This is a genomic window from Novosphingobium sp. BL-A-41-Hi4B-X5A (assembly GCF_055521705.1).
The window spans coordinates 176,432-200,866 of sequence record NZ_JBVFVT010000002.1 but is presented as its reverse complement, the minus strand read 5'-3'; the positions used below and the strand labels follow the sequence as shown (position 1 = coordinate 200,866).

At 64.1% G+C, this 24,435-nt stretch carries 21 protein-coding genes; 13 read left to right on the top strand and 8 right to left on the bottom strand.

What is annotated here, in order from left to right:
• Position 1 precedes the first annotated feature (1 nt).
• The 3 genes from ACZ1JY_RS16765 to ACZ1JY_RS16755 form a co-directional block, all read right to left on the bottom strand.
• The gene (locus ACZ1JY_RS16765) at positions 2-1,630 is read right to left on the bottom strand and encodes an FAD-binding oxidoreductase (protein ID WP_465131398.1); all 1,629 of its coding nucleotides are present in this window, start codon (positions 1,628-1,630) and stop codon (positions 2-4) included.
• Complete coding sequence (locus ACZ1JY_RS16760; protein WP_465131397.1) at positions 1,627-1,959, bottom strand: c-type cytochrome; 333 nt, start codon at positions 1,957-1,959, stop codon at positions 1,627-1,629. Before ACZ1JY_RS16760 ends, ACZ1JY_RS16765 begins: the two co-directional genes overlap by 4 nt.
• A 117-nt stretch (positions 1,960-2,076) precedes the next feature.
• Positions 2,077-2,547 (bottom strand): DUF3429 domain-containing protein, encoded by a 471-nt coding sequence (locus ACZ1JY_RS16755; RefSeq protein WP_118075182.1) that lies wholly within the window; start codon positions 2,545-2,547, stop codon positions 2,077-2,079.
• A gap of 88 nt (positions 2,548-2,635) precedes the next feature.
• Here ACZ1JY_RS16755 and ACZ1JY_RS16750 point away from each other — a divergent pair, with 88 nt between their 5' ends.
• The 12 genes from ACZ1JY_RS16750 (at position 2,636) to ACZ1JY_RS16695 (ending at position 16,758) form a co-directional block, all read left to right on the top strand.
• Positions 2,636-3,802 carry an FAD-binding domain-containing protein gene (locus tag ACZ1JY_RS16750; protein ID WP_465131396.1) on the top strand — a complete coding sequence of 389 codons (1,167 nt, stop codon included), beginning with the start codon at positions 2,636-2,638 and terminating at the stop codon, positions 3,800-3,802.
• Positions 3,803-3,924: 122 nt separating this feature from the next.
• Positions 3,925-4,320 carry a Zn-ribbon domain-containing OB-fold protein gene (locus tag ACZ1JY_RS16745; protein ID WP_465131395.1) on the top strand — a complete coding sequence of 132 codons (396 nt, stop codon included), beginning with the start codon at positions 3,925-3,927 and terminating at the stop codon, positions 4,318-4,320.
• A complete protein-coding gene (locus ACZ1JY_RS16740) occupies positions 4,317-5,468 on the top strand; it encodes a thiolase family protein (RefSeq protein WP_118075179.1) in 1,152 nt (383 codons plus the stop codon). The genes ACZ1JY_RS16745 and ACZ1JY_RS16740 overlap by 4 nt, the downstream gene beginning before the upstream one ends.
• Positions 5,469-5,473: 5 nt before the next feature.
• On the top strand, positions 5,474-6,688 hold the full coding sequence (locus tag ACZ1JY_RS16735) for an acyl-CoA dehydrogenase family protein (protein WP_118075178.1): 1,215 nt from the start codon (positions 5,474-5,476) through the stop codon (positions 6,686-6,688).
• Between the two features lie 12 nt (positions 6,689-6,700).
• Entirely contained in the window at positions 6,701-7,675 is a 975-nt protein-coding gene (locus ACZ1JY_RS16730) for a thiamine pyrophosphate-dependent dehydrogenase E1 component subunit alpha (protein ID WP_168904897.1), read from the top strand.
• Between the two features lie 17 nt (positions 7,676-7,692).
• A complete protein-coding gene (locus ACZ1JY_RS16725; RefSeq protein WP_465131394.1) occupies positions 7,693-8,706 on the top strand; it encodes an alpha-ketoacid dehydrogenase subunit beta in 1,014 nt (337 codons plus the stop codon).
• 280 nt (positions 8,707-8,986) lie between these two features.
• Positions 8,987-10,426, top strand: a complete 1,440-nt coding sequence (locus ACZ1JY_RS16720; RefSeq protein WP_465131393.1) for a dihydrolipoamide acetyltransferase family protein — start codon at positions 8,987-8,989, stop codon at positions 10,424-10,426.
• Positions 10,423-10,953: a VOC family protein gene (locus ACZ1JY_RS16715; RefSeq protein WP_465131392.1), complete on the top strand. Its 531-nt coding sequence runs from the start codon at positions 10,423-10,425 to the stop codon at positions 10,951-10,953. The genes ACZ1JY_RS16720 and ACZ1JY_RS16715 overlap by 4 nt, the downstream gene beginning before the upstream one ends.
• A gap of 75 nt (positions 10,954-11,028) precedes the next feature.
• Positions 11,029-11,958 carry an AraC family transcriptional regulator gene (locus ACZ1JY_RS16710; protein ID WP_465131391.1) on the top strand — a complete coding sequence of 310 codons (930 nt, stop codon included), beginning with the start codon at positions 11,029-11,031 and terminating at the stop codon, positions 11,956-11,958.
• A gap of 94 nt (positions 11,959-12,052) precedes the next feature.
• On the top strand, positions 12,053-14,695 hold the full coding sequence (locus ACZ1JY_RS16705) for a TonB-dependent receptor (RefSeq protein WP_465131390.1): 2,643 nt from the start codon (positions 12,053-12,055) through the stop codon (positions 14,693-14,695).
• 80 nt (positions 14,696-14,775) lie between these two features.
• A complete protein-coding gene (locus ACZ1JY_RS16700) occupies positions 14,776-15,879 on the top strand; it encodes an NAD(P)-dependent alcohol dehydrogenase (RefSeq protein ID WP_465131389.1) in 1,104 nt (367 codons plus the stop codon).
• 54 nt (positions 15,880-15,933) lie between these two features.
• Positions 15,934-16,758, top strand: coding sequence for a kinase (locus ACZ1JY_RS16695; protein ID WP_465131388.1), 825 nt, complete (start codon positions 15,934-15,936; stop codon positions 16,756-16,758).
• 54 nt (positions 16,759-16,812) lie between these two features.
• On the opposite strand, the gene ACZ1JY_RS16690 is transcribed toward ACZ1JY_RS16695, so the two are convergent.
• Both ACZ1JY_RS16690 and ACZ1JY_RS16685 read right to left on the bottom strand, forming a co-directional pair.
• Positions 16,813-17,559: a maleate cis-trans isomerase family protein gene (locus ACZ1JY_RS16690; protein ID WP_465131387.1), complete on the bottom strand. Its 747-nt coding sequence runs from the start codon at positions 17,557-17,559 to the stop codon at positions 16,813-16,815.
• A 58-nt stretch (positions 17,560-17,617) separates the two neighbouring features.
• Positions 17,618-18,826, bottom strand: coding sequence for an FAD-dependent oxidoreductase (locus ACZ1JY_RS16685; RefSeq protein WP_168904889.1), 1,209 nt, complete (start codon positions 18,824-18,826; stop codon positions 17,618-17,620).
• Positions 18,827-19,090: 264 nt separating this feature from the next.
• On the opposite strand from ACZ1JY_RS16685, the gene ACZ1JY_RS16680 reads away from it, so the two are divergent.
• Entirely contained in the window at positions 19,091-20,263 is a 1,173-nt protein-coding gene (locus tag ACZ1JY_RS16680; RefSeq protein WP_465131386.1) for a serine hydrolase domain-containing protein, read from the top strand.
• On the opposite strand, the gene ACZ1JY_RS16675 is transcribed toward ACZ1JY_RS16680, so the two are convergent.
• The 3 genes from ACZ1JY_RS16675 to ACZ1JY_RS16665 all read right to left on the bottom strand — a co-directional run bounded on the left by ACZ1JY_RS16675 (position 20,260) and on the right by ACZ1JY_RS16665 (position 24,251).
• Positions 20,260-21,219 carry a LacI family DNA-binding transcriptional regulator gene (locus tag ACZ1JY_RS16675; protein WP_465131559.1) on the bottom strand — a complete coding sequence of 320 codons (960 nt, stop codon included), beginning with the start codon at positions 21,217-21,219 and terminating at the stop codon, positions 20,260-20,262. The two genes, ACZ1JY_RS16680 and ACZ1JY_RS16675, sit on opposite strands and share 4 nt — an antisense overlap.
• A gap of 186 nt (positions 21,220-21,405) precedes the next feature.
• On the bottom strand, positions 21,406-23,022 hold the full coding sequence (locus ACZ1JY_RS16670) for a glycoside hydrolase family 43 protein (RefSeq protein WP_465131385.1): 1,617 nt from the start codon (positions 23,020-23,022) through the stop codon (positions 21,406-21,408).
• Positions 23,019-24,251, bottom strand: a complete 1,233-nt coding sequence (locus ACZ1JY_RS16665; protein ID WP_168904885.1) for an MFS transporter — start codon at positions 24,249-24,251, stop codon at positions 23,019-23,021. The genes ACZ1JY_RS16670 and ACZ1JY_RS16665 overlap by 4 nt, the downstream gene beginning before the upstream one ends.
• Between the last annotated feature and the right edge of the window lie 184 nt (positions 24,252-24,435).

Below are 24,435 nucleotides of genomic sequence, written 5' to 3'. Positions count from 1 at the left end.
CTTAAATGATCCCTGATTTGCCCGGGGCAAGAATGCCGTTGGGGTCTAGCGCGTGCTTTATTTTCGCATTGAATTCGCGGTTTACCGCGCCGTATTGCTGCGCAACGAGGTCCATGGAATTGACCCCGGTGCGGTAGCTGGCCCAGCCCTGCGCCCCGAAACGGGTAACCAATTCGCGGTAACAGGCATCGGCCTTCTTCTCCTGCTCGGCATCTGACTTGTCGAACAGCAGCGCGATGATGTGGTGCAGGTCGCGCCAGCCGATGGCGTAGGCGGCGGTGTAGTCGAAGCCGTGCTTTTCAACGATTTCCTTGGCCAGGGCGGTCTGGCGCTCGGCCTCCACGCCGCGCGCTGCGGCGACCGGCGCGAACCAGGCAAGGCCTCCGCCAGCCCCGCGCCAGCGCAACAGGCCGATCTCGTCGAGGTTGAGCCCGCCTTCCATCAGTGTGGCGTGGTGATGGAACCACGGATTGTCGCCCATCTCGGCGGCTGTGAGCACTTCGCCGCCGCTGGCCGTCAGGCTCGCGCGGATAATTGGCTCTACGCCCGCCACGGTCTGTTCGGTGCCGTAGAGCGCGAAGTAGGTGTTCCACATGCCCAGGCCATTCGCCTTCGCGGCCTTCTTGAGCGAGGCTTCATCGAGCGCCGCCCCATCGGGCACGATCTCGTTGCGGCGCTTGAACATGGCGAGCTGATAGGACGCGCTCATCATCAGGTTGCAGTTGGCAACGAGGTTCGAGACGCGAAGCGGGCGCATCGCCTCGATGATGCGCGGCACGTCGGCCATTTCGGCGTGGCGCACCATGAACGGCTTGTAGACCGGGGGCTTGGGCATCAGCCACAGGCCCATCTTGGTGACGACGCCGAAGTTCGACTGGGTGAACAGCCCGTCGACGTACGGCCCGTAGCCCCACTTGAACGCCTGCCACGCGGTGCTGCCCTTGATCGAGCCCATGCCGGTGCGCATGACCTGCCCATCGGCCAGCACCACTTCCATGCCGCACTGGAACATGAAATGCTCGCCATAGGGCGTGTAGCCCACCCCGCGGTCCAGCGTATTGCCGACCGGCGAGGCAATCGGGCCGACCGTGGGCACGTCGATCCACAGCGGGATGTTGTTCTCTACCAGATAGTCCTTGAGCTGCTGGTAGGTGACGCCCGGCTCGAGCAGGCAGGTGCCGAGATCGGCATCGACTTCGAGGATGCGGTTCATCCGCTTGAGATCGAGCACGACCTGGCCCGGCGTGGCGGGCGCGGTCATGCCATAGCCCATGTTCTTGCCGGTCGAGACGGTCCACAGCGGCTGCTTGTAGGTATTGGCGATGCGGACGATTTCCTGCACCTGCTCGACCGTTTCGGGGCAGACGGCACCAACCGGGACATGGCGGTTCGCCGGGTCGGGCACGTAGACCTTGGTGTAGGGGGCGACGGAGTCCTCGTCACCGAACACCCATTCATTGCCGACGACGGCGCGGAAGGCCTTCATCGCGCCGGCGAAGTCCGCCTTGGTCATGTGCGGGGCAAGCGGGGCGGGGTTCTTCGCGCTGGCGCCGGTGCCAAGACCAAGGCTGGCCGCGCCGATGATCCCTGCGCCGAGAAGGCCGCGACGGTCCATGTTGATGTCGGTCATTGCCCGTGCTCCCCCTTGCGCGCTTCACTCTTCTCGATCCACGCTGCGAGGGCTTCGAGTTCTTCCGGCTTCACCTCGGTCGGGCGGAAGGCGGGCATGCCGTTCTGGCCGTGGCGGACGATGTACTTGACCGATTCCGCAGGCAGACCGCGCCCGAGGATGATCGGGCCGACGTTGCGGCCATGGCAGTAGCCGCAAGTCTTGGCATAGATGGTTTCAGGCGCGCGAATGCCCTGCACCTCGCCCAGCTTCTGCCCGGCGATGGCAGGCGCGGCGAGCGCAAGCAGCGTTGCCCCTGCGATGGCAAGGGCGGTGGTCTTTTCCGGCATATGTCCCCTCCGGTGCGGCGTGATCTCCGCTTCACCGAAGAGTTATCGTGGAGACGGCGCGCCTGCCATCGGCGGTCTTCTCGCGCGTTCCACCAAGCGAAACGCGCGTGCGAGAGATCAGCCGAGTGCTGCCAGAGCCAGAGTCAAGATGCCGAGGCCGCCCGCCATCCACATGCGCAGGCGCAGCCAGCCTTGCGGCAAGGAGACGTCGCCCGAAAGCTTGCGGTCAACCAGCGGGCTTGCCAGCAGCAACAGGCCCAGCGCGACCAGCGACGGCCCCGGCCAGTGCCAGCCTTCGCTCCACGGTAGCAGAGCGGCCCATGCTGCCAGGCTGGGCAGGACGGCGACGACGTAGAGCCCCGATTTGCGCACGCCGCCAAGCAGGCCGGCCATCCACCATAGCCCGCCAAGGAACGACAGGATAAGCGCGGCGTAAAAGCAGCCAGCCGCCTTGGCGGTCCACTGGTACGGGCCCTTGTCAACGACTGCCCATATGCACAGCGCCTGTGGCAGCCAGCCGGCAAGGCCCAGCACAGTGACGGCAGGAGGCAGGGTGGATCGGGACACGCGGGCAGACTCCTTCAGCATGCGCCTGCTCTGGCCCTGCGCCCAGCCTGTCGCAACACGGCCCTGTTGCCACGTCGAGCCTTGGTGCCAGCAGGTCTAGGCCGTGGGCATGGACAGGTTCCCCCTTACCCGCTCCGCCGCGCTCGAACGGCTCGAACGTTTCGTTCCCCGCGCCGGCAGCGCCTATGCCGCGCGGCGCAATCTGGTCGATGCCAGCGGCGATCACGCCAACGTGTCCCGGCTTTCAGCCGCGCTGCGTCGCCGCCTCATTGGCGAGGACGAAGTTGTGCGAAGCGTTCTGGCGCAGCATCGGCTGGAAAAGGCGGAGAAGTTCATAGCCGAGGTGTTCTGGCGGACCTACTGGAAGGGGTGGCTGGAACAGCGCCCGGGCGTGTGGAGCGCATACCTCGCCGATGTCGGCGCGTTCCATCCCGGCACGACGATTGCAGAGGCGATGGCAGGCCGCACCGGCATCGATGCTTTCGACCATTGGGCACGCGAGCTGGCCGCGACCGGCTACCTCCACAACTGGGCGCGGATGCAGGTTGCATCGATCTGGGTCTTCACGCTCGGCCTGCCCTGGCAACTGGGCGCGCAGTGGTTTTTCGAGAAGCTGGTCGATGCCGACCCGGCTTCAAACACGCTGAGCTGGCGCTGGGTGGCCGGGCTGCACACGCCGGGCAAGACCTATCTGGCCGATGCCGATCGGATCGCGGCGATGACCGGCGGCAGGTTCCGGCCCGATGGCCTGGCCCGAGTGGCGCGCACTCCCGAAGCGGCTTCACCCTTGCCGCGAACGCCGCTCCGCACGGCGGTTGCCCCTGACCCTGCCCTGCCCACGCTGGTCCTGTTGACACCTGAAGACTGCTCGCTGGAAACTGTCCTGCCAGATCTCGACGTGCGCGCCGTGGTTGTTGCCGACGACCTTGCAGCCAGCGAGTGGGACCGGACGGCACTCGACGACGCAGCCCTTCGTGCTGCCGCTCATTGGCAATGTCCTGTCGGGGTTGCAAATCCCGTGGCCTTCGCCGCGCTTCACGGCTGCACGCAGGTGGTTACCGGCTTTGCCCCGGTCGGTCCCGTAGCTGCCGCGCTTGACGCCCTGCAATCACGATTGGCCGCAAACGGCATGGTCCTTGCCGAACACCAGCGCACGTGGGACCGCCTGTGCTGGCCCCACTGCGGCAAAGGGTTCTTCAACCTCAAGAGCGAAATTCCACGCCTGCTTGAAGCGCTGGAGTTGGATCGGCCCACCCTGTCCATTTGCCCACCCTAGCGTTTTGCCCACCCTAGCGTTTTGCCCACCCTAGCGTTTTGCAGAGTCGGCAAAGTGGTTTGTGACGGGTCTAGTGCAGGAAACCGGAATCAGGCCTCCGGACTTGCATGGACGGGAGTGGAATGCACGTTATCGCCCCAGGGCTCATTACCGAGGACAATCCGCCGCACCTGATCGGCGGGCGCGAGCGTGAAACGGGGCGCGTCGTATTTCCCAGCCCTTCCGGCGAGCGGTACGAGCAGGTCGCCCTGTCGCGCACCGGTACGCTGTGGTCCTACACCATCCAGCGCTACCGCCCGAAATCGCCGCCTTACAAGGGCCCCGAGGCCTTCCGGCCCTGGGCTGTCGCCTATGTCGAACTGCCCGGCGAAGTGATCGTCGAATCGCGCCTGACCGATATCGCATTCGAGGACATCCGCATCGGCATGCCGCTGGAACTGACCATGATACCGCTCGATCCGGACGCGCCCGACTCCGTGATGATCCCTGCATTCCGGCCCTTGGGAGACGCAGCATGAGCGGGGATGTCTGCATCGTCGGCGTCGGCATCCACCCGTTCGGGCGCACCGATGGCCTTTCCGGCCTTGAGCAGGGCGTCTTCGCCGTGCGCGAGGCGCTGGCCGATGCCGGGATCGACTGGCCGCAGATTCAGTTCGCCTATGGCAGCTCGGACGCGGCGGGCAATCCCGATACCATGGTCGAGCGCCTGGGCCTGACCGGCGTGCAGTTCATCAACGTGCGCAATGGCTGTGCCGCTGGCGGCTCGGCGCTGTTCTCGGCGCAGATGGCGATCAAGTCGGGCGAGTTCGACATCGGCCTCGCCGTCGGTTTCGACAAGCATCCGCGCGGCGCGTTCAACGCCCTGCCTTCGGAATACAACCTGCCGGAATGGTACGGCGATGCCGGCTACATGATCACCACGCAATTCTTCGCGGCCAAGATCATGCGCTACATGCACGAGCACCGCATCAGCCAGACCAGCCTTGCGCGCGTGGCCAACAAGGCCTTCCGCAATGCTGTCCACGCTCCCCATGCCTGGCGGCGCGAGCCGGTGGACATGGAGACGATCCTCGAAGCGCCGCTCGTGTCCGATCCCTATACCAAGTACATGTTCTGCTCGCCCGCAGAAGGCGGCGTCGCGCTGATCCTCGCGAGCGAGAAGAAGGCGCGCGAGCTGGGCAAGCCGCTGGTACGCCTCAAGGCCGCGACGATGCGCACCCGCCCGCCCAAGAGCTTCGAGGTCTTCGCGCCTTCGATCGACATCGGCGGCGGCAAGGCCACGGCGACGCAGATCGCCAGCGCCGATGCCTTCCGCATGGCCGGGATCGGGCCGGAGGACATCGCCCTCGCCCAGTTGCAGGATACCGAATGCGGCGCCGAAATCATGCACATGGCCGAGAACGGCTTCTGCAAGGACGGCGAGCAGGAAGCGTGGCTGGCGCAAGGAAAAACCGAGATCGGCGGGAGCCTTCCGGTGAACACCGATGGCGGCTGCCTTGCCTGTGGCGAACCGATCGGTGCGTCCGGCCTGCGTCAGGTCTATGAAAACGTCGTCCAGTTGCGCGGTGACGGCGGCGGACGGCAGGTTCCCGGCAACCCCAAGACCGCATACAGTCATGTCTATGGCGCCCCCGGCGTCTCTGCCGTCACCATTCTCGAGCGTTGAACACAATGGACATCGATCTTTCCCCCGAAGAACTGGCCTTCCGTGACGAAGTGCGCGCCTTTCTGGCCGAGAGGCTGCCCGAAGAGGTGAAACATGGCGCGGCAATGTCGCCCACGGTCTTCGTGGAGCCCGACATCGGCCAGCGCTGGAACGCGGTGCTGAACGAGCAGGGCTGGCTCGCCTACCAGTGGCCTAAGGAAGTCGGCGGCACCGGTTGGACGCCGACGCAGCGCTATATCTTCGAGAAGGAATGCGCACTGGCGGGGGCGCCGAACCTCACCGTGCTGGGGCTCAAGCTTGTTGCCCCGGTGATCTACACTTTCGGCACGCCCGAACAGAAGGCCAAGTACCTGCCCAAGATCCTTTCGGGCGAGGACTACTGGTGCCAGGGCTTCTCCGAACCCGGCTCCGGCTCTGACCTTGCCAGCCTGCAGTGCCGCGCCACGCTTTCGGAAGATGGCACGCACTACAAGCTCAACGGCTCGAAGATCTGGACCACGCACGCGCACTGGGCAAACAGGATGTTCGCGCTGGTCCGCACCGATGCCAACGTGAAGAAGCAGGCGGGCATCTCGTTCCTGCTGGTTGACATGAACCAGCCCGGCGTCTCGGTGCGCCCACTGTTGACGCTGGCAGGGGACCACGAGGTCAACCAGGTGTTCCTCGAAGACGCCATCGTCCCGGTCGAAGACCGGGTGGGCGAGGAAGGCGATGGTTGGAAGCTCGCCAAGTTCCTGCTCGAGAACGAGCGCGGCGGTTCGTGCCATTCGCCAAAGCTGGAATACGACCTTGCCCAGATCGAACAGGCCGCGGCGGATGAGCCTGACGGTCGCGGCGGCAAGTTGGCTGACGATACCGACTGGAAGCGCCGCGTCGCGAAGGTGCGGCTGGGCATCCAGAGCCTCGAGATGATCGAGCTGAAGATCCTTTCGGAGATCGCCAAGGGCCGCCCGCCGGGGCCGCAGACCTCGCTGTGCAAGCTGCTGGCGTCCAACCTGCGGCAGGATGTCGATCTTCTGGCAGTGGATCTCTATGGCCCGGCCGGGCTCCAGCTCGATTTCGCGCGGCCGCTCTATGGCGACAATGCCCCGGCGCCCATTCACGCAGAGGGCGCGCAAGTCGCCTCGGCACGCTATCTCAACAGCCGTGCCTGGACCATTTTCGGCGGAACCAACGAAGTGCAGGCGGGCATCATCGCGCGCACTGTGCTCGGACTTTAAAGGAAGAAGAGGATGCAGCTGAGCCGTGAGGCGCTATTGCGCGCCTATCGCCAGATGAAGGTGATCCGCGAATTCGAGGAACGCCTCCACGTCGATATCCAGACCGGCGAGATCGCCGGCTTCACCCACCTCTACTGCGGGCAGGAAGCTGTTGCAGTGGGCGTGTGCGAGCATCTCGACAACGACGACAAGATCGTCTCCACCCATCGCGGCCACGGCCACTGCCTTGCCAAGGGCTGTGACGTGAACGGGATGATGAAGGAAATCTGGGGCAGCCGCGACGGCCTGTGCAAGGGCAAGGGCGGCTCGATGCACATTGCCGACGTCGACAAGGGCATGCTCGGCGCCAACGGCATCGTCGGCGCGGGCGCTCCGATCGCGGTGGGCGCAGGGATCGCCGCCAAGATCGACGGCAAGGGCAAGGTCGCCATCACTTTCTCGGGCGACGGCGCGTGCAACCAGGGCACCACCTTCGAAGCGATGAACATGGCCGTGGTGACCAAGGCCGCGACCATCTTCGTGTTCGAGAACAACCACTATTCCGAGCACACCGGCTACCAGTACGCAGTCGGCACCAGCGGCGACATCGCCAGCCGCGCCGAAGCCTTCGGCATGAAGGTGTGGCGCGGTGACGGGACCGATTTCTTCTCGGTCTACGAGACGATGCGCGAAGTGCTCGACTACGTGCGCGTTCCCGGCAATGGCCCGGCAGCAGTGGAGTTCGATACCGAGCGCTTCTTCGGCCACTTCGAGGGCGACCCGCAGCGCTATCGCGGGCCGGGCGAACTCGACCGCATCCGCGAGATGCGCGATTGCCTGAAGAACTTCCGCAAGTCGGTGACCGACGCAGGGCTTCTGGAGCACGCCGATCTCGACGCGCTTGACGCCGAAGTGCTCGAAGCGATCGAGGAGTCCGTCCGGCAGGCCAAGGCCGCCGATCGTCCCACCGCCGAAGACGTCCTGACCGACGTCTACATTTCGTACTGAGACGAGGGAGCGGACCAATGGCAAAAATGATGTACCGCGACGCCGTCGTCTCGACGATCGCAGAGGAAATGGAGCGCGACGAGAACGTCGTGTGCTTGGGCGAAGACATTGTCGGCGGCATGGGCACGCCGGGCGGCCCCGAAGCCATCGGCGGCATCTGGTCGACCTCGACTGGATTGTTCGGGAAGTTCGGCGCTGACCGCGTGATTGATACGCCGATTTCGGAAAGCGCGATCATGGGTGCGGCAGCCGGCCTTGCGCTTTCCGGCAAGCGCCCGATTGCCGAGCTGATGTTTGCCGACTTCATCGGCGTCTCGCTTGACCAGATCTGGAACCAGATCGCCAAGTTCCGCTACATGTTCGGCGGCAAGACCAAGTGCCCCGCAGTGATCCGCATGGCCTATGGCGCAGGCTACAACGCTGCTGCCCAGCACAGCCAGGCCGTCCACCAGATCCTCACCGGCATGCCCGGACTCAAGGTGGTGATGCCGACCACGCCTGCCGACGTAAAAGGCCTGTTGCGCACCGCAATCCGCGACGACGATCCGGTGATCTTCCTCGAGCACAAGGCGCTCTATGGCGTCTCGGGCGAAGTGCCTGACGATCCGGACTTCATGATCCCGTTCGGGCACGCCCGCCTTTCGCGCGCCGGGCAGGACGTGACCATCGTCTCGACCGGGCTTCTGCTCGGCTTCTGCGAGGCCGTGGCCGACAAGCTTGCAGCCGAAGGCATCGGCTGCGACGTGATCGATCTGCGCACCACCAGCCCGCTCGATGAAGAGACGATTCTCGACTCGGTCGAAGTGACCGGCCGCCTCGTCGTCGTCGATGAAGCGCCGCCGCGTTGCAGCCTTGGCGCCGATATCTGCGCCATGGTCGCCGAGAAGGCCTTTGCCAGCCTCAAGGCTCCGCCGCTGTCGGTCAACCCGCCGCACACCCCTATCCCGTTCGCGCGCGAGCTGGAATCTGCCTACCTCCCCTCGGTCGACAAGATCGAGGCGGCGGTGCGCAAGGTTCTGGGCTACCGTTAGAGGCTGGAGACGTGGGTATGATCCACCTTGATTTTCCAAGGAAGCCCGCTGGCAAGGCGCAGCGTGCAGCAGGGGCTGTCAGCCCCTGCAAGCGATGTAACGCTGTCCAGCGGGCTTCCTTGGCTAACCCCGAAGGGGCGGGCCGCTTGTGGCCCATCGCAGCGTCGCTCGTCGCGCACGATGTCCCACATCGCACTGCTCCTCACTTCTCGCGCTGGGCCAAAATCGGCTCCGTCAAGGTGGGTCATACCCACGTCTCCAGCCTCTAAGGAGCCGCGACATGGCCAATATCCGCCCGTTCTGCATGCCCAAATGGGGCATCGAGATGACCGAGGGCACGATCGCCGAATGGATGGTCAAGGAAGGCGAGGCCTTTTCCAAGGGCCAGGTCCTGTGCCTGATCGAAACCGCCAAGATCACCAATGAGGTCGAAGCCGAATACGACGCGGTGCTCAAGCGCCTGCTGACGCCTGCGAGCGAAGAAGCGCACCCGGTGGGCGCGCTGCTGGCGGTGTTCGCCGACGCCGACACCTCGGACGCCGAAATTGAAGAGTTCATCGCCGGGTTCAAGCCCGCCGAGACCTCTGTCGCGGCCAAGGGCGGTGGTTCTGCGCCAGCTCCGGCAACGGCAACCCCTGCCGCAGCGGCTCCGGCCCCGGCGCGTGAGCCAAAGAAGATCGTCACCAATCGCGCGATCAGCCCAGAGGCGCTGAAGCTGGCTGAGGCCGAAGGCGTCGACATCGAACCGATCGAGGGTTCGGGGCGCAACGGGCGCATCACCTATCAGGATGTGGTTCAGGCCCTGCGCCCGGAACGGGCCCTGTCCTTCAAGGGCAGCGCGCAACTGGTCGAGGACAGCCCCGAGGCTTTCGCCTCGCCGCTCGCCCGCCGCATCGCCGCGCAGCACGGGATCGCGCTTGCGGGGATCAAGGGCACCGGCGCGCGCGGCCGCATATCCAAGGCCGACGTGCTGGCGCTGGTCAAGCCGACCACGGCCGCGGCGCCAGCTTTCGGCGCGCCATTCGAACTGGTCGGCAATCAGCCGCAGGTCCAGCCGTTCGACAAGGTGCGCAAGGTCGTCGCCCGCCGCCTGACCGAAGCCAAGCAGACCATCCCGCACTTCTACCTGCGCGTCTCGGCCGCGGTCGATGAACTGATGGCGCTGCGCAAGACGGCCAACCTCGTGCTCGGCGCGAAAGCCTCGATAAACGACTACATCGTCAAGGCCGTGGCGCTGGCGCTGGTCAGGCATCCGGACGTCAACGTGCAGGTCCATGGCGATAGCGTCCATTCGTTCCCGCACGCCGACGTGGCCATCGCGGTGGCCAGCCCCAAGGGCCTCGTTACCCCGATCGTGCGGCAGGCAGACCGCATGCACATCGCACAGATCGCGGCAACCACCCGCGCCCTGATCGACAAGGCGCAGGCCGGCAAGCTCGGCTACGAGGACATGGACGGTGGCACCTTCTCCGTCTCCAACCTCGGCATGTTCGGGATCGAGCAGTTCGATGCGATCATCAATCCGCCGCAGGGCGCGATCCTTGCCGTCGGCGGCGCGAACCGCGTGGCGGTGGAGGCGGACAACGGCGACATCGTCTTCGAAACCCGCATCCAGCTGACCATGTCGGTCGACCACCGCGCGATTGACGGCGCGGCTGGCGCGCAGTTCCTGCAGACGCTGAAGGGCCTGCTCGAAGCACCGGAAGGGCTGTTCGCATGACCCGCAAGATCACCCAGTTGGGCCCGGTCGGCCAGCTCGCCTACCTGCCACAGGATTTCGATGCGGCGGTCAGGTACTGGACCGAGACGATGGGCGTCGGCCCGTTCTACCTGATGGAGAACGTCGCCCTCGGGGACTGCAAATACAAGGGCGTGCCCACCGGCGCCGTCTTCTCCATCGCCATCGCCTATTGGGGCGATGTGCAGATCGAGCTGATCCGTCCCGAGAACGGCGAACCGTCGATCTACACAGGCGAATATGCGGTGACCGACAGCCTCCACCACATCTGCATCTTCGTCGATTCCATCGAGGAGGCCCGCGCGGCCTGCGCCGAGGCGGGCGCAACGATACTGGTCGAGGGCAAGGTCGGCGCCGATGGCGAAGTGATCTACGTCGATCCCGGGAAAGGCCCCGGCCACGTGATCGAACTGCTCCAGAACATGACCGGCGCCGATGGCATCTTCCAGATGATCAAGGATGCCGGGAAGGACTGGGACGGCTCGGAACCGCTGCGCAAGCTGGGCTGACAAGCGCAAGCTTGGCAGACGTTGCTATAGTCTATAACAATGCCGCCGGAGAGTCCTGAAACCGGCGGTAAAACCATGCTCGAAGTTCTCAGCACCCGCACACTCGCTCCGGTCGAGAGGCTCGATTACTGGAACGATCTGATTTCCTCGACCTACACCGGCATGGTCGTCGATGCTCCGCGCGATCGCTTCGATGCGCGGCTGACGGTGTGGCAGATGGGGACGCTGCGCATGGTTCGGCCCTATTCACGCGCTGCGGTGATCTCGCGCCATGCTGAGCGTTCGACGCGTCCGACCGATCAATCACTGGTTGCTCACTTCCTCACTCGGGGCGACGTCAGGCTCGAGCAGCGTGGCCGGACCGTCGATCTGACGGAAGGCGACATGGTGCTGTGCGCGGCTGAGGAGTTCTATCGCTTCGACACCAGCACGACGCACGAGATGATGGTGGTGGAGTTCGATCGTGCCACGCTGGCCGAGCGCATGCCCAATATCGACGATTTCGTTGCGCGGCGCATTTCCGGCCAGTTGCCCTCTACCCGACTTGCTCATCGCTACATGTCTTCATTGTGGCAGGAAGCCCCCGAAGTTCTGCCCGATGCGCATTGGCAAATGCATGCCGGAATCGTCGGCGAAATGATCGCTTCGTGCATCGAAGGCAGCGGCAAAGTGATGGAGGCGCCAACCAATGGCCTGGTGACGCGTGCCGAAGCCATCATTCTGGAACGGATCGGCGATACTGAGTTCAACGCATCGGCTCTGGCAACCAGCCTCGGAGTTCCCTTGCGCACGCTGCAAGCCGCTGCGGCCAGTGCCGGAACCACGCCAAGCGCCCTGATCATGCGCCGCCGTCTGCTCCGCGCAGCAAAAAGGCTGGTGGGCGAGCCCGGTACGAGCGTCACCACAATTGCCATCGAGTGCGGCTTTGCCGATTCCGCCCACTTCGCCCGCCGGTTCCAGCAGCATTTCGGCACCACGCCCAGCCACTATCGCCGCATGAACTGATGGTCCTTGCGCTTCCGTACGGTTTTCTGCGCGCCCGGACAGGCAGTTTTGAACCGGACAGCTAGACCGATCCCATAAACATGGGAGGTTCCGCATGAAGGCTCGATTCACCTCGGCTAGCGTCGTTGCGCTTGCTGCATCCATTCTCGCTGTGCCAGCATTTGCGCAGGAAACTGCGCAGGCCAATGATGCCGGTGGCATCGAGGAGATCGTCGTCACCGCCCAGAAGCGGGTCGAGAACGTGCAGGACGTGCCGATTGCCATTTCGGCTTTCGGTGGCACCGCCCTGAAGGAGCGCGCCGTGGCCGATATCTCGGCGCTCAGCGGCATCGCGCCCAACGTCAACCTTGATGGCGGCACGCCGTTCTCGGGCTCGTCCGCAGTGCTTTCGGCGACGATCCGCGGCATCGGCTCGGACGATTTTGCGTTCAACATCGATCCGGGCGTCGGCATCTACCTCGACGGGGTGTTCCTGGCCCGTACGGTTGGCGCCAATCAGGACTTGCCGGATGTGGAGCGGATCGAGGTTCTGAAAGGCCCGCAAGGTACGTTGTTCGGCCGCAACACCATCGGCGGGGCGATCTCGATCGTCACGCACAATCCGGGCAGGGAGTTCCGCCTGACCGGTGACCTCACCACCGGCAGCTTCGACCTGCTGCGCGCCCGCGCCACCATCGACCTGCCGCTGACGGAGAGCCTTGCGGCTTCGCTTACCGGCGCGGTCACCAGCCGCAGCGGCTTCCAGAAGCGTATCCCGTACAACGGGAGCGCAGCGGACATGCGCGCGATTGCCAATTCCGATCCTTTCACCGCGTTCAACAACGCCGACTATTCAACCTCCAGCCGCCAGAGTGCGGACAACAACATGAGCCTGCGCGGCAAGCTGCGGTGGGACAATGGCGGTGCCTTCCGCGCAACGCTTTCGGGTGACTACACCAACCAGGATTCCTCTGGGCAGAACAACTCGCTGCTGGGCGTGTCCTTCCCGCCGGGACCGTTTGCGCCGACCAACCCCTTGCCCGGAACCGGCATCAACCCGATCAATCCGGCAGGCGGCTTCCTCTTCGCCGGGCTCTACAACTTCTGCATCGGTTCGACGCAGGCGGAAATCGCCGCACGCGGCGCCAGCGCGATTTGCGGAGCGCGAGGCACCAGCATCAACCCCGGTCGTCTCCTCGGTTCGCTGGCAGGGGTCAACACCGACGCCGACCCGACCAACAACCGCCTGCCGTGGGATGGGCGCTTCATCACCGGCGATCCTGACAAGACCTATGCCACCGGTCCCACGCTCAACAAGCTGCGCGCCTGGGGTTTTGCCGGCAATCTGGAGTATGACCTTGCCGACGGTCTGATGGTCCGTTCGATCACCAGCTATCGCAAGACCAACTGGAAGGCGGGATCTGACCTCGACGGTTCGCCGCTTTCGATGCTGGAGCTGACCTTCAGCCAGAACCAGCAGCAGTTCAGCCAGGAAGTGCAGTTGCTCGGGTCCAACCTGCTCGACGGCAAGCTGAACTTCGTGGCCGGCGCCTACTACTTCAAGGAAGACGGGGACTTGCACGATTACGTGACCTTCGACGAAGGTCTGCTGCAGGTAGACGGCCCGAACAGCTTCGACACCAAGAACTACGCTTTCTTCGGCCAGGTCGATTTCCGCGTGAACGACTGGATCGGCATTACGCTGGGCGGACGTTACACCAAGGAAACGAAGCTGTTCGAAGGCGGGCAGCAGGACCTGAACGGCGGCAACTACAAGTTCTTCGGCTGCGCGAATGCTGCGGGCACGATCTTCCCGTTCGGTGACTTCCCGCTGGCCCCGCCCCAGGCTGCAGGCGGCCCGCCTTGCTTTGCCGCCCTGTCGTTCCCTGATCCGACCAATCCGGTTCGGGTCTATGTGCCCGGCGTCAACCGCAAGACCTTTTCGAACTTCGCGCCCAAGATCGGCGTGCAACTGCACCCCAGCGACGACGTGATGGTCTATGGCAGCTATTCGGAAGGCTACAAGACCGGCGGCTGGACCACCCGCCTGACCAACCCGCAGGGCAACGTCGCGCCCGATTTCGACGAGGAACTTGCCGAGACCTACGAAGTGGGCGTGAAGTCCACCTGGCTCGACCGGCGCCTGCAGGTCAACGTCGCGGCCTTCACCACCAATTACAAGAACGTCCAGCTTAACCAGCAGGTCGGCACTTCGCCCACCATCGACAACGCCGGTACGGCGCGGATCAAGGGCGTTGAAATCGAAGCCATCGTCGCTCCGGTCAAGGGTCTGACGATCAACGCTTCGGTCGGCTATCTCGATGCCTATTTCACAGCGCTTTCGGCCAGCGTCCTGCGGCCTGACGTGGCAGGGCCGATCCCTGGCCTGCGCGAAGGGGCCGTGGTCGGCGGACAGCTGCCCAAGACCGCGAAGTGGTCGACCAACCTTGCGCCTCGCTACGAGCTTGGCCTTGGCAACGGCGGATCGCTGGTGTTTCTGGCGGACTGGACGCACAAGAGCGCGGTGTGGAATGATGTGGCGCGCTACCTGCCACTGCGCCGCCAATCGATCGACATCGTCAACGCCAGCCTCACCTATCGCGAACCGGGCGGCAAGTGGGACCTGACCGTGGGCGGCACGAACCTGACCGACGAGCGCTACCTCGTTTCGGCAGGCGCGAACGATGCAGCCGGGGTTTACTTCGGCAGCTATAACCGGCCCCGCGAATGGTACGCCCGCGTCGGCTTCAAGTTCTGATCGTCCGGAGCCCCGCCCAGATTGTTACTCGTGGGTGGGGCCCCGCCGCCATCGCTTCTGTCATTCACAGGAAATCTGCCATGACCACCGCCAAGGCCGCCGTCCTGCGCACAGCGGGCGCAGCACCACGGATCGAGACTGTCACAATCGACGCTCCGCGCGCGGACGAAGTGCTCGTCGAGATGCGCGGCGTCGGCATCTGTCACACGGACATGGTGATGCGCGACGGGCACTTGCCGGTGCCACTTCCCGTAGTGCTGGGTCACGAAGGTTCGGGCGTCGTCCGAGCGGTCGGCACCGAGGTGACCGATCTGGCAGTGGGCGATCACGTGGTGCTCAGCTTCATGTCGTGCAGCCATTGCCCAAGCTGCGATGAACAGGCACCTGCCTATTGCCACTCATGGGTACCGCTGAATTTCTTCGGCGCGCGCGCCGATGGCTCAACCGCACTGAGGGACACAGGCGGCGCTGCGGTGCACAGCCATGTCTTCGGCCAATCGTCGTTTGCAACCCACGCCGTGGTCAACCGGCGCAATGCTGTGAAGGTGGCGAAGAATTTGCCGATCGAACTGCTCGGCCCCCTGGGCTGCGGCATCCAGACCGGCGCGGGCGCGGTGCTCAACGCTTGCCGCGTGCGCGCCGGATCGAGCGTTGCGGTAATCGGAGTGGGCGCGGTGGGCCTGTCTGCCGTGATGGCGGCGCGCATCGCCGGCGCAGGAACGATTGCCGCGATAGACGTCAATCCGACGCGGCTAGACCTTGCCATCGACCTTGGCGCAACCCACGCCTTGCGCAGCAGGGAAGATTTTGTGGCACTGGCAACAGAAGCGGGCTGCCCGACGGGGTTCGACTATATCATCGATACGACCGGCATCGCATCGCTGGTCAATGCCGCGATCCTTGCCCTCGCACCGCGGGGCGAGATCGCGCTGGTCGGTGCCTATGCGCCCGGCACCGAGGTTCGCGCCGATACCACCCACGTCATGAGCGCGGGCCGCGTGATCCGCGGCGTTGTCGAAGGCAGCGCCGATCCGCAAAGCTTCATCCCAGAACTGATCGAACACTACCGCGCCGGCCGCTTCCCGTTCGACCGCCTTGTCGAATGGTTTGGCTTCGACGAAATATCCGAGGCGTTTGCGGCTGCAGAAACGGGACGCGTGGTAAAGCCGATCCTGCGGTTCTAGGTTGCGGCGCCATCCCGCGCGCCTGATAATCGGTGTTCACGGCAAGGACACCGCATGAAAACCACCGTCGAAATTCTGTCCGAAGACATTGTCGATCGACTTCCGCCGGACCGCCACGGCCCTTTCGTGGTCGGCATCTGCGGCGCGCAAGGTTCCGGCAAGACGTGGACCACCCGCCTGCTGGCCGAGCGCATGGAGCACCTCGGCCTGCGCACGGTGACACTGTCACTTGACGATCTTTACCTGACCAGGGCTGACCGGCAGCTCCTGGCCAGGAATATCCATCCGCTCTTTGCCGTGCGCGGTGTTCCGGGCACGCATGACATTGCCGCAGGCATCCGCATCCTCGATGCGCTGGGCGAGCCAGGATGCGTCGCCTTGCCAGCTTTTGACAAGGCGAAGGACGAACCGGTGGCTCAGTCGGACTGGCGAAGGATCGACACCCCCGTCGATATCGTCCTGTTCGAAGGCTGGTGCGTCGGCGCGCGGCCGCAGCATGCCAGTCTGCTCGCGGCGCCCGTCAACGCGCTGGAACGGGACGAAGACCCTGATGCGATCTGGCGAAATCACGTGTACGCCTGCCTGGCCGGGCAGTATCAGGCGTTCTTCGCGAAGTTCGACATGCTGGTGCTGCTGCAGGCCCCGGGCTTTGATGTCGTGGCCGAGTGGCGTCTGGAGCAGGAGGAAACCTTGCGCCGCGCACTGGCCAGCGAAGGCCGTGACGTGTCGGGCCTTATGGACCGGAAGGCGGTTGAACGTTTCGTGATGTTCTACGAACGGATCACGCGCCACATTCTCGAAGAAATGCCGGCGCGGGCCGATCTTGTCGTTGCCCTCGACGCGCAGCGACAGCCGATTTCTGTGAAGGTCAATCGCTGAAGACCGGGGAGGGTGCGCGTCTGCGGAGGGAGAACCGCGCGCGCACCCGTGGCCTCAGAACTCCGAGAGGAGTCTTCCGAGGCCTTCGATCCGGTCGGTGATGCCCAGGGTACGCAGGGCGTGCCAATAAGTCGCGGTGTTGATCGCGATCACCGGCTTGTCGAGCTTGAGTTCGTACTCCGCCGCGAGGCTGACCATCGAGAGGTTCGTGCCGACCTGCACGATTGCGTCGACGTCGCTACCGTTGAGATGGTCGATCACTTCGCGCAGACGCTGCGGCGTTACCTTGGCGATGTCGGTCCACCGCTTGCACTGCAGGGGCACGTCCCGCACCACCGAAAAGCCGGATTCCTCAAGGAAGCGGCGCACTTCAGCGTTCGCTACGGGGTAATAGGGCGAGACGAAGCTGACCGTCTTGACGTTACCATAGGCATGAAGCGCTGCGGCGATCGATTCCGAGCCGGTCGACGCGCCAACGCCTGCAAGTTCCTCGACCTCGGCCTTGAACTTCTTGCCGCCCTCGACCCCGCCGTAGAAAGTGATCGCCGACATGCCGAGCACGAGGTATTCCGGCCGCAGGGTCATCACGGAACGCACCGCGTCCATCGTGTTTTCGGCAATCGCGGTGGTGCCGGCGATGAAATCTTCGTTCGAGAGGGCGACCGGGTCTTCCACGAATATGCGGGAGAAGTGATTGGTCACGCCGGCGGGGCGCATGCGCTCCATGTCGGGCTGGACGGTGGTGTTGGTGGAAGGGGCAATCACGCCGAGACAGGCGCGGTAACCCTGGACGTCAACCATTGGATTTGTCTCCGGAAAAAGCCGCGCCGCAGTCCCACCACCGCGACGCCGCTTCGCATCATACGATCGCAGCCGCCTGGGCGAGGCTGTCGAACATGGCTTGCCGCATCAGGTAGTTGCGGCGGGTCTCGTCGTTGTTCTTGATTTCCAGCATCTTGGCCCGGCGCGCTTCATGCGCCCCGTCCTGTCCGCCCTTGATGAAGGCCATGTTTTCCTTGGTCTGCATCTGGGTGAAGCTGTGCGTCACCTCGCGGCGCTGGCGATCATAGAGTGCAAGGCTTGGCTCCATCGCAGCCTTGCCCTTCAGCACCGGCTCGAGCTTTTCGAACAGGTTGAAGGCATCGTGGACGCCCGAGTTCATGCCGAAGCCGCCCAGCGGATTGTTGAGGTGCGCGGCATCGCCGACGAGCATGACGCGACCTTCGCGGAACGACTTGGCCACGCGCTGGTGCACGCGATAGAGCGTGCGGTGCTCAGTCTTTACCGAAGCGCCATCGCCAACGAGGCGATCGAAAATGCCGTTCTTGATCTTGTCGGACCGCAACTCTTCATCGCTGAGCGAGCCATCGGTCGGCACCAGCACGCGCCACAGCGATGGCACGCGCAGCAGAACCAGCCATTCCTTGGGATCGGACACGTAATTCACGTAGGCCAGGTTCGGCAGGTGATCGGCCAGCTCAAGGTCGGTCGACAGGCACAGGAAGCGTTCCGGGTAAGTGAACCCGTCGAACTCGATGCCGAGCCACTTGCGCACGATCGAATTGGCGCCGTCAGCCCCGATCAGGAATTCGGCACGCAGGCGATTGATGCCATAGGGCGTTTCAGCCCACAGATCGACGCCGCTTTCATCCTGCTTGAAGGTCAGCAGGCGCGTGCTGAAATGCATCTTGGCGTTCGAGTATTTTTCCAGGCCGCCAGCCAGCGCGCGAGACAGATGATACTGTTCGCACTGGATGCGGAAAGGATAGCGGGTGACGTCGTCGATCTCGCTGAGATCGAAATCGATCACTTCGCCAGTGGTGCGATCACGCCAGTGATAGACCGGCGCCTTCAGGCCCTTTTCCAGCAACATCGGCGTGATGCCGATGGTATCGAGCATTTCGAGCGTCGGCGGGTGGAACGTGGACGCGCGCAGATCCTGCGCACAGTCCTCGCCCGATTCGAGCACGACCACATCAACCCCCGCCTGGGCCAGCAGCGTGGCCAGAACCGTCCCTACGGGACCAGCTCCGACAATCGCCACCTGGCACCGTTCAACCCCTGTCATATCCAGCGGACTCCAATCTAACTTCTGGTACGGGGTATGGACCGGGCCGCTGCGGGAGGTTGCGAAAGCCACCAAACTATCCGCCTTGCGGTGATAAAGCCGGGCAAGCGACGGAGATCGCGCGCAATCACGCAGAAATTCGGACAACTGCAGACACGGCCGCTGGCGCAGAAACGTCGGGATCAGGCCGCAGAATGGGGAATGGCCATGAAGACGACTCGTATCGCACGTGGAATTGCGCAAACTGGTCTCTTTGTTGCCATAATGGGCACAAATGCGGTGGCACAGCCCGACTGGTCCGACTCGCGCGCCGTCTTTGACGAGCGCCTTGCCATCTTCATCAAGGACCCGGGCAACTTTCCCTATGCCCCCATGGAACCTCTCGCCGGTACCAGCCGCTGGAAACCGTTGCCGATGGCAAGCGCGAAACAGAGCGGCATTGCGCCCGAGGCTCTCGAGAAGGCGCGCGCCTATGCGCAAGCGATGAACAGCAGCGCCTTCATCGTCTGGCGCGATGGCCGGATTGAAAACGAATGGTACGGCAAGGGGGTGGATGCCCGAACGCCTCTGGTCTCCAAGTCGCTGTCGAAGCCGCTGACCGCCATTGCAGTCGGCCGGGCGATGGCATTGGGCAAGATCCGCTCCCTCGACCAGTCCATTGCCGATTTCATCCCTTCGGCAAAAGGTACGCCGAAAGCGAAGATCACCATCCGCTACCTGCTCGACATGCGATCAGGCATGCTCGACCAAGGGTTCAGCCCCGACCCTGCGCATCCCTACAATTCTGCTCTGCTCGACACCGAATTCGGCCAGCGGATCATCGAGAGCTATCCGATGCCTTATGAGCCGGGCACGCGCTATTCCTATGCCAATGCGCCGAGCGACCTTGTCGGGATGGTCATCGAAGGCGCGACCGGGCAGCGCTATGGCGACTTTCTCAGCCGCGAAGTGCTTGCTCCGCTAGGCGCGCAAGGCGGCAGGATCTGGGTCGGGAAACCGGGCGGCCTTGCCCATTCCGGCTGCTGCACCTTTCTGCCGGCAGATACCTACCTGCGCATGGCCGTGCTTCTGCTGGATGATGGCAAGTGGCAAAACAAGCGTTTGCTACCAAAGGGTTATGTCGCCGAAATGCGCAAAGGCACGGCCCAGAATCCCAACTTCGGCCTCGGCATCTGGATCGGCGAACCCTATCGCCTGCGTCGCGGCTTCGGTGCTCCGGGCACGTTGGGGCCACAAGTTCTTCATTCCGAACCCTATCTCGATCCGGACCTGTACCTGTTCGATGGCAACTCCAACCAGATCGTGGCGATCAGCCCGAAGCATCGGCTGATCACCCTACGGGTCGGGCCGACGCCTCCTGCACCCAACAACGGCAGCGCGGAATGGGACAATGCGTTTCTGCCAAACACGCTGATCCGCGGGTTGACCCGGCGCTAGGCTGGTGGCGCGCTGGACTGGCGCACGACGATCTCGTGATCGAGGATGACGTCGCGCCCGTTGGCCGACGCAGGTGTGCCCGAGGCAATCTCCTGCACCAGCAGGCTCAGCGCCTCCTTGGCGAGGCGATGGACGGGCTGATGCACGGTGGTAAGCGGCGGCCACAGCATGACAGCTGCCGTGGTATCGTCAAAGCCGACGACGGTGAGTTCATCCGGCACGTGCAATTGGCGGCGGTGCGCGACAGAAACCACAGCGGCGGCCATCTCGTCGTTGCTTGCGAAGATCGCAGTGGGTGGGGTGTCGCTGCCGAGCAATTGTTCGCCGGCGACAAGGCCGGATTCGTAGCGGTAGTCGCCGGCAACCACCATCGTTTCCACGCCTTCGACCTCGCGCACGGCGTCGTGGAATCCGGCCATGCGCTCGGCGCTGGCTGACTGGTCAGGGTTGCCGAGGACGAAGCCGATGCGGCGATGGCCGAGGCCGATTAGCAAGCGGGTGATTTCACAGGCGGCCTTGCGGTCGTCAATGCGAACGCGGATCACGCCGGTCGTGCCATAGGCACCCACCGCGGCGATAGGCAGTCCTGCCTCACCAAGGATGCGCAGGACGCGGGGCGATTCGCCCAGCGGAGGGGTAACCAGCACACCAAGCACGCCAGACCGGACCAGTTCGCGCAGCGCTTCCTCGGATGGCGGTTGGCCGCCCTCGCCTTTGACGAGGATAAGCCGCGCCCCCCGCGCCGATGCCTCTTCATAAACCCCTGTGAGGAAATCGCTCATGAAAGTGGCACTGGGATTGGAATAGACTACGCCGATGCGCAGTTCTGTCGACCTGACGAGGCTGCGGGCGGCAACATTTGGAACATAGGCGAGTTCAGCGATCGCTCTCTCCACCGCCTCGCGCGTTTCGGCCTTTACCCTGCCCTGCCCGTTGATGACGCGCGACACGGTCATCGCCGAGACACCGGCGCGTGCGGCCACATCGATCACGGTGGCGCCGCGCTGCTGGCGTTCGCTATCGCCACTCTGGTCCCGGCCCCGCCCCCTGCCCTGCCTCATATTAAATCAGACATATCCTTGTTCGAACGTGGTTGTACGTTAACACAGGTTGGCGATAGCGGCACCTGGCAAATGCCTTGGTCAGGAAAAGTCGTTCCCGCGGTATCGCAGGAAGTGGAAGTCGGCATGGGCGCCGTCGCCCGACAAATCCTGCGCAGCAACGCCGACAAACGTTCCGGTGAAATTGGGCAGGCCTGGCAGCGATACTTCGTCCGACAGCACACTGGCATCGAGAACATGCGGCCACTCGGCCCACCCATCATCACCGCAACGCCAGCTGAAGCGAAGATCAGGCCCCGAAACCTCGACGCGCAGCTCGACCGGGCCATCGGGCAGCTCTTCGGCGACGACGTGCGCAGCCGTCTCTTCGTTCGGCACCGCGGAAAGCACCTGCAACTGGCGGCGCTCCCCTTCGACGGTAACATTGAGGTAGTGAAACTTGGTGCTGTTGTAATAGCAGACGAGCCCCGCGGACTGCTGGAAATCCTGTGGATCGAACTCGAGCAACGTGCTGGCTTCAAATGCGAAATGCTCCTGTCGGCGTGCGACGAGCGCCTGTTCGAAAAAGCTTCCGACCGTCTCGCGACCATAGAGCCGCAGCCAGCCCGGCCGCGCTGAAAGGCTGAACAGGCGCTCAGGCCGGGGGGAACGGAGCCACTGCAGAGGGAGCGGCAGATCACCTGCCTCAAATGAGCCATCCCAATCCGGATCGGCAATCTCCGGGGCTGCCTTCAGCGGCGGGAGCGGTGGCGAGGGGTCAGGCGCGCCGTCGCCCGCTGCGGTCCGCAGCCAGCCATCGTCACACCAGACCATCGGCTGAACCGCAGTCTCACGCCCGAGAACGCAGCGCTCCAGGCCCGGCAATGGTCGGCCGCAGAGATAGGCAATCCAGGTGCTGCCGTCGGGCAGATCGACAAGATCGCCATGGCCCGCGCGCGTCAGATTCCCCTCCCGGCGGCCGGCCGAAGTCAGCACGGCACCATCGGGATGGACTTCGTAAGGCCCGAAAAGATCGCGCGACCGTGCCATGACCACAGCATGGTCCCAACCCGTCCCACCCTCGGCCACGAGAATATGGTACCAGCCGTCGCGCTTGTAGATATGAGGAGCTTCGGTAAAGCCGCGCTCGGTCCCTCCAAAGACAACGCGGCGCTTGCCCACAAGACGCATCGTCTGGCGATCGAGCTCCTGCACCATGATGCCGCCGAACCGGCTGCGGCGAGGGCGATGATCCCACAGCAGGTTTACCAGCCACGTCCGTCCGTCGTCATCGTGAAACAACGAGGGATCGAACCCGCTGCTGTTGAGGTGAGCCGGATCGGACCACTCGCCATCGATCTCGGTCGCGGTGACAAGGTAGTTGTGAAAGTCTCGAAGCGACGCGCCCGTAGCGCCGTTGACGGTGGTCTGGCCATAGCGCTTCACATCGGTGAACATCAGCCAGAACCGGCCATGCGCGTAGGTGAGGTCAGGCGCCCATACGCCACAGGAATCGGGATCGCCCCGAATGTCGAGCTGGCTGGCGCGGCGCAACGGGCGGGCGGCAGTTCTCCAGTGGACGAGATCGCGGCTGTGGTGGATCTGCACCCCCGGAAACCATTCGAAGGTCGACGTCGCGATGTAGAAGTCGTCACCGACCCTGACGATGGACGGATCCGGGTTGAAGCCACGGAGAACGGGATTGGCGAAATGGGTCATGCGGGCTTTCGCACCAAGGTCCAGAGGAGGGCCGCGCCGATAAGGTCGAGCAAGCCCAGAACGATGAAGAAGGGTTCGTAGCCGACGCGGTCGACCAGCCCGCCAAGCAGGAGCGAGAAGATCAGGACGCCGAGATTGGCGGCAAGGCCGGCCAGGCTGGCGGCGGTGGCCACCTCATTACGGCGGAACAGGTCGGACGCCATGGTGATGATGGTGACCGACAGCGTCTGGTGGGCAAATCCGCCAAGGCAAAGCAGCGCGATGGCAACGTAGGGGCTGCTGACCATGCCGACGAAGGCCATGCCGGTCATCATCACTGCGCCCAAAGTGAACGCAAATCGCCGAGCATCGACAAGGTCGACGCCGCGCCGGTTGAGCGCTGACGCTACCGCTGGGCCGAACAGGCAGCCAAGATCGGCAGCGAGAAATGGCAGCCATGCAAAGATGGCGATCTGCGTCAGGTCGAAATGGTGAACCCGCGCGAGATAGAGCGGCATCCAGAACGACAGCATGCCCCAGACAGGATCGGCCAGCAGCCGCGGCAGGGCGATGCCCCACAGGTTGCGGCGGCGCAGGATCTCCGGGATCGAGGGGCGCTCCCCGGTGGCGGCGAGATGCGCTTCCTGCCCCTTGGCGATCAGTTCCCGCTCATCCGCGTCGATGCGACGGTGCCGGTCCGGGCTCTGATACCAGAACAGCCAGAGCATGACCCACAGCAGGCCAAGGCCGCCGGCCACAACGAAAGCCGCGCGCCAGGAGTACGCCAGTACGGCCCAGGCGACCAGCGGCGGGGCGAAGACGGCACCGAACGATGCACCGATGTTGTAGATGCCACCGGCCGTGCCCCGTTCACGCGCCGGGAACCAGGTGGCGACGAGCTTCTGCCCTGCCGGCTGCGCCGATCCTTCGGCAAGGCCAAGCAAACCGCGCAACGCCGCGAAGCTCAGCCAGCCGGAGGCGAAGACGTGGGCCATCGTGATGAGCGACCACGCCGCTGCGCAGATCGCGAAGCCGACGCGCAGGCCGACGCTGTCGAGGAAATATCCGGCCAGCGGCTGCAGCATGATGCCAAGCTGGAAGGCGCCGGTGATCCAGCCATATTGCTCGCTGGTTATGCCCTGCTCCTCCAGCACGACAGGCGCAGCGACGCCCAGGACCGAGCGCGCCAGATAGTTGAGAACCATCGCGCCAACGAAAAGCGCAATGATCGTCCACCGGATTCGGGTCATCCTCAAGCCTGGCAACCAAGTATCTCCCAAACCACGATTTTCTGCCCAGCGATGCCGATCGGGCACTAGCAGGCATCTCTGCCCCCTCGAACGCAATGCCAATTTGTCAGACTATTGACAAGAGTGGAATCGCGACCTAGAGGAAAATGCGTTAACGTTACCACTAATCGGGGAAAGTCGCTTA

What these genes read in the sequence shown, in the direction of transcription:
- ACZ1JY_RS16745 (WP_465131395.1), top strand. Translation starts at nt 3,925, where the DNA reads ATGCACGTTATCGCCCCAGGGCTCATTACCGAGGACAATCCGCCGCAC.
- ACZ1JY_RS16760 (WP_465131397.1), bottom strand. Translation starts at nt 1,959, where the DNA reads ATGCCGGAAAAGACCACCGCCCTTGCCATCGCAGGGGCAACGCTGCTT.
- ACZ1JY_RS16735 (WP_118075178.1), top strand. Translation starts at nt 5,474, where the DNA reads ATGGACATCGATCTTTCCCCCGAAGAACTGGCCTTCCGTGACGAAGTG.
- ACZ1JY_RS16665 (WP_168904885.1), bottom strand. Translation starts at nt 24,251, where the DNA reads ATGACCCGAATCCGGTGGACGATCATTGCGCTTTTCGTTGGCGCGATG.
- ACZ1JY_RS16700 (WP_465131389.1), top strand. Translation starts at nt 14,776, where the DNA reads ATGACCACCGCCAAGGCCGCCGTCCTGCGCACAGCGGGCGCAGCACCA.
- ACZ1JY_RS16730 (WP_168904897.1), top strand. Translation starts at nt 6,701, where the DNA reads ATGCAGCTGAGCCGTGAGGCGCTATTGCGCGCCTATCGCCAGATGAAG.
- ACZ1JY_RS16755 (WP_118075182.1), bottom strand. Translation starts at nt 2,547, where the DNA reads ATGCTGAAGGAGTCTGCCCGCGTGTCCCGATCCACCCTGCCTCCTGCC.
- ACZ1JY_RS16710 (WP_465131391.1), top strand. Translation starts at nt 11,029, where the DNA reads ATGCTCGAAGTTCTCAGCACCCGCACACTCGCTCCGGTCGAGAGGCTC.
- ACZ1JY_RS16675 (WP_465131559.1), bottom strand. Translation starts at nt 21,219, where the DNA reads ATGACCGTGTCGCGCGTCATCAACGGGCAGGGCAGGGTAAAGGCCGAA.
- ACZ1JY_RS16685 (WP_168904889.1), bottom strand. Translation starts at nt 18,826, where the DNA reads ATGACAGGGGTTGAACGGTGCCAGGTGGCGATTGTCGGAGCTGGTCCC.
- ACZ1JY_RS16705 (WP_465131390.1), top strand. Translation starts at nt 12,053, where the DNA reads ATGAAGGCTCGATTCACCTCGGCTAGCGTCGTTGCGCTTGCTGCATCC.
- ACZ1JY_RS16765 (WP_465131398.1), bottom strand. Translation starts at nt 1,630, where the DNA reads ATGACCGACATCAACATGGACCGTCGCGGCCTTCTCGGCGCAGGGATC.
- ACZ1JY_RS16680 (WP_465131386.1), top strand. Translation starts at nt 19,091, where the DNA reads ATGGGCACAAATGCGGTGGCACAGCCCGACTGGTCCGACTCGCGCGCC.
- ACZ1JY_RS16670 (WP_465131385.1), bottom strand. Translation starts at nt 23,022, where the DNA reads ATGACCCATTTCGCCAATCCCGTTCTCCGTGGCTTCAACCCGGATCCG.
- ACZ1JY_RS16695 (WP_465131388.1), top strand. Translation starts at nt 15,934, where the DNA reads ATGAAAACCACCGTCGAAATTCTGTCCGAAGACATTGTCGATCGACTT.
- ACZ1JY_RS16715 (WP_465131392.1), top strand. Translation starts at nt 10,423, where the DNA reads ATGACCCGCAAGATCACCCAGTTGGGCCCGGTCGGCCAGCTCGCCTAC.
- ACZ1JY_RS16690 (WP_465131387.1), bottom strand. Translation starts at nt 17,559, where the DNA reads ATGGTTGACGTCCAGGGTTACCGCGCCTGTCTCGGCGTGATTGCCCCT.
- ACZ1JY_RS16740 (WP_118075179.1), top strand. Translation starts at nt 4,317, where the DNA reads ATGAGCGGGGATGTCTGCATCGTCGGCGTCGGCATCCACCCGTTCGGG.
- ACZ1JY_RS16720 (WP_465131393.1), top strand. Translation starts at nt 8,987, where the DNA reads ATGGCCAATATCCGCCCGTTCTGCATGCCCAAATGGGGCATCGAGATG.
- ACZ1JY_RS16750 (WP_465131396.1), top strand. Translation starts at nt 2,636, where the DNA reads ATGGACAGGTTCCCCCTTACCCGCTCCGCCGCGCTCGAACGGCTCGAA.
- ACZ1JY_RS16725 (WP_465131394.1), top strand. Translation starts at nt 7,693, where the DNA reads ATGGCAAAAATGATGTACCGCGACGCCGTCGTCTCGACGATCGCAGAG.